General features: G+C 69.9%; 10 protein-coding genes and 1 riboswitch. Of the genes, 2 read left to right on the top strand and 8 right to left on the bottom strand.

The window, feature by feature from the left end; translation table 11 throughout:
* Positions 1-539: 539 nt before the first annotated feature.
* The 3 genes from FLX08_RS26245 to FLX08_RS26235 all read right to left on the bottom strand — a co-directional run bounded on the left by FLX08_RS26245 (position 540) and on the right by FLX08_RS26235 (position 4269).
* Positions 540-884 (bottom strand): histone-like nucleoid-structuring protein Lsr2, encoded by a 345-nt coding sequence (locus FLX08_RS26245; protein ID WP_142622388.1) that lies wholly within the window; start codon positions 882-884, stop codon positions 540-542.
* A 1279-nt stretch (positions 885-2163) separates the two neighbouring features.
* Positions 2164-3570 carry an RDD family protein gene (locus tag FLX08_RS26240; protein WP_142622386.1) on the bottom strand — a complete coding sequence of 469 codons (1407 nt, stop codon included), beginning with the start codon at positions 3568-3570 and terminating at the stop codon, positions 2164-2166.
* Between the two features lie 147 nt (positions 3571-3717).
* A complete protein-coding gene (locus FLX08_RS26235; RefSeq protein WP_142622384.1) occupies positions 3718-4269 on the bottom strand; it encodes an amino-acid N-acetyltransferase in 552 nt (183 codons plus the stop codon).
* A 385-nt stretch (positions 4270-4654) separates the two neighbouring features.
* A riboswitch (cyclic di-AMP (ydaO/yuaA leader) is annotated at positions 4655-4808 on the top strand.
* Between the two features lie 66 nt (positions 4809-4874).
* Here FLX08_RS26235 and FLX08_RS26230 point away from each other — a divergent pair.
* The gene (locus FLX08_RS26230; protein ID WP_142622382.1) at positions 4875-5918 is read left to right on the top strand and encodes a C40 family peptidase; all 1044 of its coding nucleotides are present in this window, start codon (positions 4875-4877) and stop codon (positions 5916-5918) included.
* Positions 5919-6109: 191 nt separating this feature from the next.
* On the opposite strand, the gene FLX08_RS26225 is transcribed toward FLX08_RS26230, so the two are convergent.
* Positions 6110-6358, bottom strand: coding sequence for a helix-turn-helix domain-containing protein (locus FLX08_RS26225; RefSeq protein ID WP_142622380.1), 249 nt, complete (start codon positions 6356-6358; stop codon positions 6110-6112).
* A gap of 71 nt (positions 6359-6429) precedes the next feature.
* The gene (locus FLX08_RS26220; RefSeq protein ID WP_142622378.1) at positions 6430-6840 is read right to left on the bottom strand and encodes a winged helix-turn-helix transcriptional regulator; all 411 of its coding nucleotides are present in this window, start codon (positions 6838-6840) and stop codon (positions 6430-6432) included.
* A 101-nt stretch (positions 6841-6941) separates the two neighbouring features.
* On the opposite strand from FLX08_RS26220, the gene FLX08_RS26215 reads away from it, so the two are divergent.
* Complete coding sequence (locus FLX08_RS26215) at positions 6942-7865, top strand: NADP-dependent oxidoreductase (RefSeq protein WP_142622376.1); 924 nt, start codon at positions 6942-6944, stop codon at positions 7863-7865.
* 67 nt (positions 7866-7932) lie between these two features.
* Here FLX08_RS26215 and lysS read toward each other — a convergent pair whose 3' ends face one another.
* From lysS to FLX08_RS26200, 3 genes are read right to left on the bottom strand one after another with little or no spacing between them, the layout of a single operon-like run.
* A complete protein-coding gene (lysS, locus tag FLX08_RS26210; RefSeq protein ID WP_142622374.1) occupies positions 7933-9618 on the bottom strand; it encodes a lysine--tRNA ligase in 1686 nt (561 codons plus the stop codon).
* Between the two features lie 59 nt (positions 9619-9677).
* On the bottom strand, positions 9678-10460 hold the full coding sequence (locus FLX08_RS26205; RefSeq protein WP_079319601.1) for a type III pantothenate kinase: 783 nt from the start codon (positions 10458-10460) through the stop codon (positions 9678-9680).
* A 7-nt stretch (positions 10461-10467) separates the two neighbouring features.
* Positions 10468-12969 (bottom strand): L-aspartate oxidase, encoded by a 2502-nt coding sequence (locus FLX08_RS26200; RefSeq protein ID WP_142622372.1) that lies wholly within the window; start codon positions 12967-12969, stop codon positions 10468-10470.
* Positions 12970-13021 lie beyond the last annotated feature (52 nt).

Below are 13021 nucleotides of genomic sequence, written 5' to 3'. Positions count from 1 at the left end.
CGTCGCTCCTCACAGAGCGGTCAGGCGAGCACGGGAGATCCGGCCCGTCGTTCCGCATGGTAGCCCCGGCCCAGCGACCCGCTCCTTGGCAGAAGGGTTCCCCAAGCGCAGGGCGTTCATGCTCTATCCAACCCCCTGCTGGGGGTGACATGTTCCCGATACGCCGCAAGCGAACGAGGTTTTAAGGGAGCGCAAACACAATCGCGCGGTTATGCGATCGTCAGGTCCTCCGACGACTTGCCATAACCGCGCGATCAAGGTTCGAGTTAGAGAGTGTCCCCGCAGATCTTGCCCTAGCCGGGATCGTCCAGGCGGATGCATCGCAAGGCGGAGGAGGAGTCAATAGCGGAGCTATTGACACCCACTCCGCGCCCTGCGGAGATTCGAAGGCCATGAGGAATCTCCGTGGGTAGTGCGGCGACGCAGCCAGGTGCCGTCTGGACGACCCGGTAGACAGCCGATCCGAGCGACGCGACCTAGAGGTCGTGTCCGACAAATCAAGCCCTGCAGCGCGCGGGGCGGCATCTGCCGGACACTGTCTAGTGCGCCTCCTCGTACGCCTGGACGATCGAGGCGGCAATGCGACCGCGCTCGCTCACAGGGTGTCCGTGAGCCTTCGCCCAGGCACGGATCTCCGCGCTCTTCTCGCGCGTCATCGCTCGCTGGCCCCCGCCGCCCGCACCACGACGGCGCCCACGGGCCTGCCCGCTGTCCGCGCGCCTCGCGCCGCTGACGAAAGGCGACAGAGCCTCGCGAAGCCTCTTCGCGTTGCTGTCGCTCAGGTCAATCTCATATGACGTGCCGTCAATCGCGAAGGTGACCGTCTCATTGGCCTCGCCGCCATCGAGATCGTCGATGAGAATCACCTGCGTGTGCTTGGCCATCCGGCAATCCTTTCGCAGCCCATAGTTTGATTCGTCAGCCAAACATATACCCGGTTTCCCCCGGCTGACAATTCATGATTGCGGATTCTCAGGAACCTCTGAGTCCGGAGACTTCTCGCGTGGCTCCCGTGCCGTGCGGAGGCCCGCCGCGTCGGAACGTACCAACTTTACGATGCCGTAGACGACCGCGCCGGCGACGACCACGGAAGGTATCAAGGCGGACAATACCTCTGTCATTCTGCCTCGCTCGTGCCGGGGGTGTCATTAGGTGCACCCGAGGAAATTCCGAGGACGTGGCAAGGCTGCCGGCCTCTTGCCGGGCCGGGCGCCCTGATACGACCATAGCGCCGGGAGGGACCAGGCGCGCCTTCCGGGGTGCCCCTGGAGGGCCGAGGTAATCCTCGTCTCTCCAGCGGCCTTACCGGATGCACTCGAAATCGTACCCAGAATGCCGACCCCGCCGGTCACCGATCCCGGGCCGTCCGGTCGTTTCAGCCGCTTGCGCGCTTCCCCGGCGACCGAGGGCGACGGGATCGCGCCTCCCGCATCATGCCGTAGCCGCAGGTGAGCGGCCTGCCGATCCGTGCGGACAGGTGCTGACGAACACGCGTCAAGCGGCAAACGCGCGCTGCGGAAAAGGGCCGGACCGGGCACGTACGGCCGTTGAAGAGCTGGGCTGAAACGAGGAGCCGGCGTCACGGCGGCCGGATCTTCACAAGGAGCCCGGCACCCTTCTCGTACGGCGTGCACGCCTTGCGTGATATACGCGCAAGCAGATCGTCACAGCCCGGAAGCCTCGTAAAAAGAGTGGACCACCGGTTCCGTCAAGATCGACAAGAGGGAGGTCTGAAGATCGAAAAAAGGAGCGGGGGCACAATCACGCGGACGGCCCGGACGGTCGTGGCGCCGAAGTTTCCCACGGCCAAACGATCCCCGCATTCCGCGGACGCCGCCTGGGGACGGCCAGAGCGGCGGGCATCGGGGAGTGCCATAAGGGCCTGTGCGGCTCCATACGGCCCCATAAGCACCCCTGACGGTTCCTTAAGCCGCCCATGGGCGGATATGACCCTGGGGACGGCGGGGCGAGTCTTAAGGATTGGCGCCGGGGGCGGTCTCGCGGACATTGGGCACCTCTCGGGACGGTAACCCAAGCATGGCATGCCCCGGAGGCGCCGCAAGGATTTTCCGTCACAGCCGCGCGGGCGCGGTGCGCTCGAAGCCATAGCGGCCCATAGAAAAACGGGGCCGATGGTCCGTTCCATCGGCCCCGTCCGTCGTCTTACTTGACCTTGACGACCACTGTGTTGGCGACCTTGTCATGGAGCGCCTGATGCAGCGGCTTGTCCCACAACAGCCACAGCACGTTCAGAAGGGAGGCGAGGTTGGCGATGTAGACGATAACGGGAATCCACTGCAGGAACTCGAAACCGTAGAGCACGCCGGCCCGCTTGAGCGCCGCGTCCTGCGGAAGCCCGCCCGCGTCGAGGGTGCCCCCGACGGGAACGACCTTGATGCCCATGAGTTTCTTGCCGAGCGTCTGCCCCTGCGACCGCAGCATGAGGAATTCGTAGACGACCATGATGAGGCCGCCCAGGATCGCCGTGAGCAGAGACGCCAGGAAGTAACCGCTTCCCGGGTTGTAAACCCCGCTCCTAATGTCGACGCTCGGGCTGGTGACGACGATCCCGGTGACGACGAGCGTGATGATCGCGACCGGAATGCCGACGATCATGCCGTCGACGATGCGGGCGACGAGCCGCTGCCACCACTCCGCGAGCGGAGCCGGGGCGCCGGGCGGGATCGGGCCGGCGGGCGCGTACGGCTGGCCGTAGCCGGGCTGACCATAGCCGGGCTGGCCGTACGGCTGCTGACCGTAGCCGGGCTGCTGACCGTAGCCCTGCTGGGAGCTCGGCTGGGCGAACTGCTGCTGCCCGTACTGGTCCTGGCCGTACGGCTGCTGCTGACCGTAAGCGGGCTGCTGACCGTAGCCCTGCTGCTGGCCGTACTGCTGCTGCCCCTGCTGGGCGCCGTAGCCCTGCTGCGGGCCGGTCTGGCCATAGCCCTGCTGCTGCCCGTAGCCCTGCTGCTGGCCGTAGTCCTGGGGACCGGTCTGCTGGCCGTACTGCTGCTGCTGGGCCTGCGGGGCCTGCTGCTGGCCATAGCCCTGCTGGCCGTACTGCTGCTGCCCCTGCTGGGCGCCGTAGCCCTGCTGCGAGCCGGTCTGGCCGTACCCCTGCTGGCCGTACTGCTGCTGGGGGCCGGTCTGGCCGTACCCCTGCTGGCCGTACTGCTGCTGGGGGCCGGTCTGGCCGTAGCCCTGCTGCTGACCGTAGCCCTGCTGGCCGTACTGCTGCTGGGCCTGCTGCTGGCCGTAGTCCTGGGGACCGGTCTGCTGGCCATACTGCTGCTGCTGGGCCTGCGGGGCCTGCTGACCGTAGCCCTGCTGCGGGCCGGTCTGACCGTACCCCTGCTGGGCGCCGTAGCCCTGCTGCTGGCCGTAGCCGCCCTGGGCGGGGTCGTAGGCGGGCGGCTGCTGCGGACCCGTGTGCTGCCCGCGATAGCTGACCACCGTGACGTCGGGGTCGTAGTCCTGGGGTTGTCTGTCCGTGTTGTACCCGGGGTTCGATGACGGCGGTGGCGTTCCGTCCGACTCGTCCTGGGGGTACGGCGGCTGTCCGGTGCTCACCGTGTCACCTCGTTTCGAAGACGCATGCGCCGCACGTCTCTAGCACACGCTGATATTGCCAAAAGTAGCGACAGGTGTATCAACAGTCACCTTTGCAGCAGTCGACAAGCATCGTCAAGATCGACGATCAATGCTCATCAATGGTGATCAATGGCGGTCGAGGTGCAGCAACATCCGGGTGTTCCCCAGCGTGTTCGGCTTCACGTGCTCCAGATCGAGAAACTCGGCGACGCCCTCGTCGTACGACGCCAGGAGTTCCGCGTAGACCTCCGGAGAGACCGGGGTGCCCTGGATGGGCCTGAAACCGTGCCTGGTGAAGAACTCCACCGCGAACGTGAGGCAGAAGACCCTCCGCACGCCGAGGTCTCTGGCGGTCTCGATGAGCGCGGCGACGATCCGATGGCCGACGCCCCCGCCGCGCGCCGCGGGGTCCACCGCGACGGTCCTGATCTCGGCGAGGTCCTCCCACAGCACGTGCAGCGCGCCGCAGCCGACGACCTGCCCGGCCGTCTCGGCCACCCAGAACTCCTGGACGTCCTCATACAGCGTGACCGTGCTCTTCTTGAGCAGGCGGGGCCCGACACCGGAGTACGCGTCGACGAGACGCCGGATCGTCCGGACGTCCGGCGTCCTGGCCCGGCGCACCGTCACGGCCGTGGCACCCGACTCACTGGGCGTCTGCGCGGCGACCTGCTCCATGACCGGTCAGCCTAGCCGGAGCGCGGCCGGATCCCATGCGTGGAGCGTCCCCCTGGATAACGGTCATCCCCAAACGCCAGACCCGACATGAGTTCTGACCGTGAGTAGCCGCTCGGACGCGGACGGATATGCGGTCACACCCCGGGGCGACTGTCCCGTTTCGTCCAGGTTTTTTCACCAGTCCGACCAGCACGTCGAAACTCTCGGATCGCTCCAAACCCAGGTGAACGCGGATGCATCACTACCGAGCTCGTGATCCGACCGTGATCGTTTGGTTGTCAAACCTAGACGGGTTTCGGAGTTCTGGTTGAGCAAGAACTCGCGGTGCACTATCGTCCAGCGACGATGCCGGTCATCGTGAGCGCTCGCGGAGACCGGGCGCCGAATCTTCGAAGCACCGAGTGCGAAGGGGAGCCGGGGACCCAACTGCAGGATCCAGGATCGGTTCGGTCTCAGATCGACAAGGGGTGAATCCGCCAGGTAGGGCTACTCCGGCCCGAACCCGTCAGCTAACCCGGTAGGCGCTCAACAGTGCCCCGCCGTACGGCTCCGTCTCGACGACGGACCCTCCGCGGGGCGCACGTGGGAGAGGAGCTCGGTTGCGCATGCGTGGCAAGAGGCCGGCGGGCAGGCACGCCCGCGGCCGACGGTCCGGATCCGGCACGGCCGGTCCGGGTCCCATCCGCCGTCTGGCGTTCGTCGGCGTCGCGATCAGCGCGATCACGTTCGGCGCCCCGGTGGTCAGCGCCACCGCCGACCCGAAGCCGAGCCTCAAGGAGCTCACCGAGCAGGTCGAGGGCCTCTACGACGAAATCGAGACGCTCACCGAGCAGTACAACGGCGAGCGGGTGCGCCTGAAGGCGGCCGAGCGGTCCGCCGACCTCGCCAAGAAGAACCTCGCCAAGAGCGAGGCCGAGCTCGAGGTCCGCCGACAGAAGGCGAGCGCCCTCGCGCAGCACTCCTACATGACCAACGGGCTCGGCAACGCGCTCGTGCTCATCGACAGCGACGCCGACCCCCGGCGCTACCTCGACCAGGCCTCCACGACGTACGCCCTGGAGCTGCAGCAGAGCCAGGAGGTCGCCGAGGTCACCAAGGCCATGGACGCCGCCGCGCGGGCCAGGCAGAGCGCCTCCGCCCGGCAGACCGAGGTCAAGAAGCTCCTCAGCGGCCTCGACGCGCGGCGCGACAAGATCACCAAACTGATCAAGAAGACCGAGAGCAACCTCTATCGCCAGGTCTCCCAGACGATCGGCCGCGAGACGCGCACGAGGACGGCCTTCCCCATCATCGGTGACGGCAAGGCCGCCCAGGCGGCGCGCTGGGCCCTCAGGCAGCAGCTCAAGCCGTACGTGTGGGGCGCCGAGGGGCCCGGCTCCTTCGACTGCTCCGGCCTGGTCATGGCGGCCTACCAGTCCGTCGGAATCAGCCTGCCGCACTACACGGGCGACCAGTGGACGGCGGGCACGCACATCCCGCGTGACCAGCTCCGCCCCGGCGACCTGGTGTTCTTCTACTCCGACCTGCACCACGTGGGCATCTACATCGGCAACGGCTACATGATCCACGCGCCGCGCACCGGAGACGTCATCCACATCGCGAAGATCGACGGCCGGCCGTTCGCGGGAGCGGTGCGCGTCGCCGACTGAGCCTCTGTCTACGGGCCCCTTCCACGGAGCCTTTCCGGGGAGCCTTTCCGGGGAGCCTTTCCGGGGAGCCTTTCCGGGGAGCCTTTCCGGGGCCCCTCCTCCATTGGAGGGGCGCCGGTCCCTCGCGGAGCGAACGCGGTCAGATGAAACAGTCAGATGAAGCGGTCAGATACTGCGGTCAGATATCGGGGTCAAATGAGGCGGCGGCGTGCCGCCCAGGCGACCGCCTCGATCGCCGTCGCCACGCCGATGCGGTCGCAGATGCACCGCAGCCGGCGCCGTACGGTTCGCCCGCTGACGTCGAGACTGCGGCCCACCCGATCTGCTGTCACGCCCTTGGCCAGCTCCGCGAGGAGAAGCAGATCCTCTTCGGTGAGACCGGCACGCTCAAGGTCCGAGGCGGGATTGTCACCTCGGTAGACGACCTCGGGAACACCCATCGTCCGCCCTCCCCCACGACGATGTCGTCGGCCCACCCTTCAGGGAAGGTAAACGCCTCGCCTGAAGGTCGTCAAGGTCGGTGGCCGGCGCGCCGGTCGTACGACCGCCTGGCCGCCTCGACATCGTCCATGTGGATCTCGGCCCATCGCTTGATCGCTTCCAGCAGCGGCATGAGGTCCTCACCCAGCGGCGTGAGCCGATAGTCGACCCGCACCGGCACCGACGGGGTGACCGTGCGTGACACCAGGCCGTCGCGCTCCATGGTCCGCAACGTCTGCGTGAGCATCTTCTGGCTGACGCCGGCGATCGTCCTCGCCAGCTCGCTGTAGCGGCGCGGACCGCCGGCGAGCGCGGTGAGCGCCAGGCTCACCCACTTGTCGCTGAGCGTGTCGAGCAGCTTCCTTGACGGGCAGGTCGCGACGTAGGCGTTGTAGCGCTGACGCGCCTCCTCGCGCCGCTCGGCCGCCGTCTGAGTGGCCATCGCCTTCCCTTCTCCTCCCTTACGCACTTCCAGGTGCCTTCTTACCGAAAGAGAGTAGATCTTCCTACGCTCCGTGCCATCGCGAAAGGAGAAAGACGCTCATGAGAGCACCGATGGCACGAGGCGGCGCCGTACGGATCGTCGATGTCGCGGAGCCGGAGCCGGGGCCGGGACAGGTGCGGATCAGGGTCGAGGCGGCGGCCGTCAACCCCGTCGACCTGGCCACGGCCGCGGGCGTCCTCGCCGGCAACGGGCTCATGCCGCACCAGGAGACGTACGCGCTCGGCTGGGACGTCGCGGGCGTGGTCGACCGGGCCGGGCCCGGGGTGACGGGCCTGCGTACGGGCGAGCGGGTCATCGGGCTGTCGGACCGGCTGACGGACCCGCTCAAGGCCCAGGCGGACCTGGTGGTGCTGGACGAGACGGCGGTCGCTCCCGCGCCCGCGGGGGTGGCCGCGCCCGAGGCGTCCACGTTGCCGCTGAACGCGCTCACCGCCGTCCAGGCACTCGACCTCGCCGGGCTCGCCGCGGGCGAGACCCTGCTCGTCACGGGAGCGGCCGGCGGCGTCGGCGGCTATCTCGTGGAGCTGGCCGTGGCGCGGGGGCTCAGGGTCGCGGCGGTCGCCGCACCCGGCGACGAGGCGACGGTGCGGGGCTTCGGCGCGGAGTGGTTCGTGCCGAGGGGCGCCGACCTGGCGGCGGCGATCAGGGCCGTCGTTCCCGGCGGCGTGCACGGCCTGGTGGACGCGGCGCTCGTCGGCCTGCCCGCGCTCGACGCCGTGCGCAACGGGGGCGCGTTCGTCGCCGTCAACGCCGGGCCGGCCCCCGTGCCGCTGCGCGGCATCCGGGTCTCGACCGTGTTCATCCGCGCCGACGCGGCCCAGTTGCGGGACGTCGCGACGCTGGCCGGGGCGGGACGGCTGAGCCTGCGGGTGGCCGGCACCTACCCGCTGGAGCGGGCGGCCGAGGCGTACGAACGCCTGCGGAAGGGCGGCCTGCGCGGCCGGCTGGTCCTGCTGCCCTGAATCTCCTCGTCCAGCACGCCGCGGGCCGGACGGCATTGCCGTCCGGCCCGCTCGGCGAACGCGGCGATCAGGCGCGGCCGAGGAGCTCGCGCACCCGGTCGCGGCCCACGGCCAGCAGCAGCGTGGGCAGCCGCGGGCCGGTGTCGCGGCCGACGAGCAGCCGGTAGAGCAGGGCGAAGAAGGCCCGCTGGGCCGCCTTCAGCTCGGGCGTGGCCGCCTTGGCGTCCATGTCGAGCCCGGCCTGCACCTTCGGCACGCCGTAGACGAGCGTGGTCAGCCCGTCGAGCGACCAGTGCGCGTCGAGTCCCTCCACCAGCAGGCGCAGCGACTCGCGGTCCTGCTCGCCGAGCGTGTCGAGCAGCTCCTTGTCGGGCGTCTCGCGCACCTGCGTGCGCTCCTCGGCGGGCACGTAGGTGTTCACCCAGTGCTGGGCGCGGTCGAGCCGCGGCCGCAGCTCGTCGAGCCCGCCGATCTCCGGGTCGAACGCCCGCAGGATGCGCAGCGTCTGCTCCTCGTCCCCGGTGGTGATGTCCACGACCGAGGCGAGCGTCCGGTAGGGCAGCCGCCGCGGCGTCTCGGGCAGGATCCGGGAGGCCGTGCTCGACGCCCGGCGGTAGGCCGCCTGGTCGGCCGGCAGCGCCGTGCCCTCCTGCACCTTCTTCGTCAGCGTGTCCCACTCGTCGTACATGCGCTGGATCTCCTGATCGAAGGAGACCTTGAACGACTGGTTGGGACGGCGGCGGGCGTACAGCCAGCGCAGCAGCGCCGGCTCCATGATCGACAGGGCGTCGGCCGGGGTCGGCACGCCGCCCTTGGAGCTGCTCATCTTGGCCATGCCGCTGATGCCGACGAAGGCGTACATCGGCCCGATCGGCTGCGGCGCGCCGAACACCTCGCGGACGATCTGGCCGCCGACGATGAACGACGAGCCCGGCGAGCTGTGGTCCACGCCCGACGGCTCGAAGACCACGCCCTCGTAGGCCCAGCGCATCGGCCAGTCGACCTTCCACACCAGCTTGCCGCGGGTGTGCTCGGACAGCAGGACCGTCTCGCTGTGGCCGCACACGCAGGTGTACGACATCGCCGTGGTCTCGTCGTCGTACGACGTGACCGTGGTCAGGTCGCGGTCGCAGACCGAGCAGTAGGGCTTGTAGGGGTAGTAGCCCCCGGCGCCGGAGCCGTCGTCCTCGCTCGCGGCCCCCGAGCCTTCGAGCGCGGCGGCCTCGTCGGCGTCCGTGACCTGCTTGGCCTTGGCCTTCTTGGTGCGGTACTGGTCGAGGATCGCGTCGATCCGCCGCCGCTCGCGCATGGCCAGCAGCACCTGTTCCCGGTATGCCCCGGAGGTGTACATCTGCGTCTGGCTGATGCCATGGAACTCCACGCCCAGCTCCGCCAGCGCGGCGATCATCGGCGCCTTGAAGTGCTCGGCCCAGTTGGGGTAGTCGCTGCCGGGCGGGGCCGGGACGGTGGTCAGCGGCTTGCCGATGTGCTCGTTCCAGGCGGGGTCGATGCCCACGGGAACCTTGCGGAATCGGTCGAAGTCGTCCCACGAGATGATGTGCACGCACTCGTAGCCGCGCCGCCTGATCTCGTCGGCCACCAGATGCGGGGTCATGACCTCGCGCAGGTTGCCCAGGTGGATCGGGCCGGACGGGCTGAGGCCGGACGCGCAGACGACGGGTTTGCCCGGTGCGCGCCGTTCAGCCTCGGCGATGACCTCATCGGCGAAACGCGCCACCCAGTCGGCGTCCATCACGTCAGTCCTCTCTGAACGGGATCCTGCCTTCTATGGTCCCGTACGCGAGGGAGTCGTCAGGACGCGTTACGGGCGTAGACCAGCCGCAGGCCGATCAGCGTGAGCCAGGGCTCGTGCACGTCGATCGTACGGGCCTCGCCGATGACGAGCGGTGCGCCGGTGCCCGTGGCGACCACGGTCACGTCGTCGGGGTCGGAGGCCAGCTCGGCCGTCATGCGGTCCACGATGCCGTCGACCAGCCCCGCGAAGCCGTAGATGATGCCCGACTGGAGCGCCTCCACGGTGTTCTTGGCGATCACCGACCGCGGCCGCACCAGCTCCACCTTGTGGAGCTGGGCCCCGGCCGTGGCCAGCGCGTCCACCGAGATCTCCAGGCCGGGCGCGGTCACCGCGCCGACGTACTCGCCCCGGGCCGAGACGGCGTCGAACGACGTGGCCGTGCCGAAGTCGACGATCACGCACGGCCCGCCGTACAGGGTGGTGGCGGCGAGCGCGTTCACGATGCGGTCGCTGCCGACCTCCTTGGGGTTGTCCATGCGGACCGGGACGCCGGTGCGGACGCCCGGCTCGACGACCACCGCCGTGACGTCGCCGTAGTAGCGCCGGGACATCTCCCGCATCTCGTTGAGCACCGACGGCACGGTGGAGCAGATCGCGATGCCGCTGATGTCGGCGTCCTTGAGAAGCGGCGACTGCCCGAGGAGACCCTGGAGCACCACCGCGATCTCGTCCGCCGTACGGCGGGGGTCGGTGGCGATGCGCCAGTGCTCGATCACCTCTTCACCCTCGAACAGGCCAAGCACCGTATGGGTGTTGCTGACGTCGATGGTGAGCAGCATTCCCCGATTATGCATCACGAAGATCTAGACCAAGGTCGAGTGCCGGGGCCGAATGCGTGAGCGCGCCCACGGCCAGGTAGTCGACTCCGGTCTCGGCGACCGCGCGGGCCGCCTCCAGGGTCAGCCCGCCGCTCGACTCCAGCCGCGCCCGGCCGGCCACCAGCCGTACGGCCTCGGCGAGCTGGTCCACGGTGAAGTTGTCGAGCAGGATCTCGTCGGCGCCTTCGGCCAGGACCGGCTCGATCTGGTCGATGTGGTCCACCTCGACCTCGATGAGCACGCCGGGGAAGGCCTGCCGTACGGCGCGGAACGCCTCGGCGACGCCTCCGGCGGCGACCACGTGGTTGTCCTTGATCAGGGCGGCGTCGTGCAGGCCCATCCGGTGGTTGACCCCGCCCCCGGCCCTGACGGCGTACTTCTCCAGGGCGCGCAGCCCCGGCAGGGTCTTCCGGGTGTCGCGGATGCGGGCGCCGGTGCCCTCGACGGCGTCCACCCAGCGGCGGGTCTGGGTGGCGATGCCGGACAGGTGGGTGAGGAAGTTGAGCGCGGTGCGCTCCATCGTGAGCAGGTCCCTGGTCGCGCCCCGCACGGTCATCACCACGTCGCCGGGACGCACGCGGTCGCCGTCGGAGGCGTGCCGCTCGACCTCGACCGGCCCGGCGGCCTGCCGGAAGACGGTCTCGGCCACGGCCAGGCCGGCGACCACGCCCTCCTTGCGGGCCACGACGTCGGCGACGGCCCGCTGGCCGGCCGGGATGGTGGCGACCGAGGTCACGTCCTGTCCCCCGGCCAGGTCCTCCTCCAGCGCGGTCCGGACGAGGCCGAGCACGGCGTCCGGGTCGAGGCCGGCCTTCTCCAGCTCGGTCCGCAGTTCCTCATGAGGCGTGTACGTCAAGGTCAGTCCCTCCGCCGTCAGGGCGATGTCGATGTGCGCCCGCCAGTGGGCGTCGTCGCGGTCGGGGTGGTCCTCCCGCCAGTGCGAGCCGCGGGTCTCCTCGCGTACGGCCGCCGCGGCGACCAGCGCGGACGCCACCGTGAGGAGGTTGGTCGCCTCCCACGACTCCGTGCAGGGCTCGACCGCGACCGGCGTCCAGCGGGCGTCGGAGAGCGCGCGGGCGACCTCCGCCAGGCTGCGGTCGCTGCGCAGCACCCCGGCGCCCCGGCTCATGTGGCTCTGGACCCTCGCCCGCGTACGCGGGTCGACCAGGCCCTGGGGCCGGTCGTCCGGCGCGGGCTCACCCGGGGTGGGCCGTTCCGCGACCAGGTCGGCGGCGATGCGCTCGCCGTACACGAGCCCTTCGAGGAGGGAGTTGGAGGCCAGCCGGTTGGCGCCGTGCACGCCCGTGCAGGCGACCTCGCCGCAGGCGTACAGGCCGGGCACGCTGGTCCTGCCGTACAGGTCGGTGCGCACGCCGCCGCTCGCGTAGTGGGCGGCGGGGGCGACGGGGATGGGCTCGGTGACGGGGTCGATGCCGTGCTCGCGGCAGACGGCGAAGATCGTGGGGAACCTGGAGCGCCACTTCTCCTCGCCGAAGTGGGTGGCGTCGAGGTAGACGTGGTCGGTCCCGGTCCGCGCCATCTGGCGCATGATCGCCTTGGCGACCACGTCGCGGGGCGCGAGGTCGGCCAGCTCGTGCACGCCCTGCATGAAGCGCTCGCCGTTCGCGTCGACCAGCACGGCGCCCTCGCCGCGCACGGCCTCCGAGACCAGCGGCTGCTGGCCGGTCGAGCCCTCGCCCAGCCACAGCACCGTGGGGTGGAACTGCACGAACTCGATGTCCCTGACCACCGCGCCGGCCCGCAGGGCCAGCGCCACACCGTCTCCGGTGGACACGACGGGGTTGGTGGTGGCCGCGTAGACCTGTCCCATGCCGCCGCTGGCCAGCACCACGGCCCCGGCCCGTACGGCGCCGACGCCGTCGCGGGCTCCCTCGCCCATCACGTGGAGCGTGACCCCGCAGGCGCGGCCCTCGGCGTCGAGGAGGAGGTCGAGGGCGAGGGCGTGCTCGATGACCTCGATGCGGGGCTCGGCCAGCACCGCCTCGGCCAGGGCCCGCTGCACCTCCGCGCCGGTCGCGTCGCCGCCCGCGTGGACGATGCGGTTGCGGTGGTGGCCGCCCTCGCGGGTGAGCTGGAGCTCCCCGTCGGTGTCGCGGTCGAACTCCGCGCCGTGGCTCATCAGCCGCTTCAGCGCGTCGGGGCCCTCGGTGACCAGGACGCGTACGGCCTCCTCGTCGCACAGGCCGACCCCGGCGACGAGCGTGTCCCTCAGGTGCTCGTCGGGAGTGTCCTCGGGGTCGAGGACGGCGGCGATGCCGCCCTGGGCCCACCGGGTCGACCCGGCCGACAGCACGTCCTTGGTGACCACGAGCACCCGCGCCCGTGGGTCGAGTTCGACGTGGCGCAGCGCCACGGTGAGGCCGGCGATCCCGGACCCGATCACGATCGCGTCGGCTTCGACGGTCCAGCCGGGTGCGGGGGCGGTGAGTCTGCGTGCGAGCTCCACCATGAGGGGATCCCCTTTCGTCATAATGACGATAACGCCCCCCTGTCGATGGTGC

The sequence above is a fragment of the Microbispora hainanensis genome (genome assembly GCF_006874475.1).
In the GTDB taxonomy this organism is placed as follows: Bacteria; Actinomycetota; Actinomycetes; order Streptosporangiales; family Streptosporangiaceae; genus Microbispora; species Microbispora hainanensis.
This window is presented reverse-complemented; position numbering and strand designations above follow the sequence as displayed.

What these genes read in the sequence shown, in the direction of transcription:
- FLX08_RS26215 (WP_142622376.1), top strand. Translation starts at nt 6,942, where the DNA reads ATGAGAGCACCGATGGCACGAGGCGGCGCCGTACGGATCGTCGATGTC.
- FLX08_RS26225 (WP_142622380.1), bottom strand. Translation starts at nt 6,358, where the DNA reads ATGGGTGTTCCCGAGGTCGTCTACCGAGGTGACAATCCCGCCTCGGAC.
- FLX08_RS26205 (WP_079319601.1), bottom strand. Translation starts at nt 10,460, where the DNA reads ATGCTGCTCACCATCGACGTCAGCAACACCCATACGGTGCTTGGCCTG.
- FLX08_RS26235 (WP_142622384.1), bottom strand. Translation starts at nt 4,269, where the DNA reads ATGGAGCAGGTCGCCGCGCAGACGCCCAGTGAGTCGGGTGCCACGGCC.
- FLX08_RS26220 (WP_142622378.1), bottom strand. Translation starts at nt 6,840, where the DNA reads ATGGCCACTCAGACGGCGGCCGAGCGGCGCGAGGAGGCGCGTCAGCGC.
- lysS (WP_142622374.1), bottom strand. Translation starts at nt 9,618, where the DNA reads ATGGACGCCGACTGGGTGGCGCGTTTCGCCGATGAGGTCATCGCCGAG.
- FLX08_RS26245 (WP_142622388.1), bottom strand. Translation starts at nt 884, where the DNA reads ATGGCCAAGCACACGCAGGTGATTCTCATCGACGATCTCGATGGCGGC.
- FLX08_RS26200 (WP_142622372.1), bottom strand. Translation starts at nt 12,969, where the DNA reads ATGGTGGAGCTCGCACGCAGACTCACCGCCCCCGCACCCGGCTGGACC.
- FLX08_RS26230 (WP_142622382.1), top strand. Translation starts at nt 4,875, where the DNA reads ATGCGTGGCAAGAGGCCGGCGGGCAGGCACGCCCGCGGCCGACGGTCC.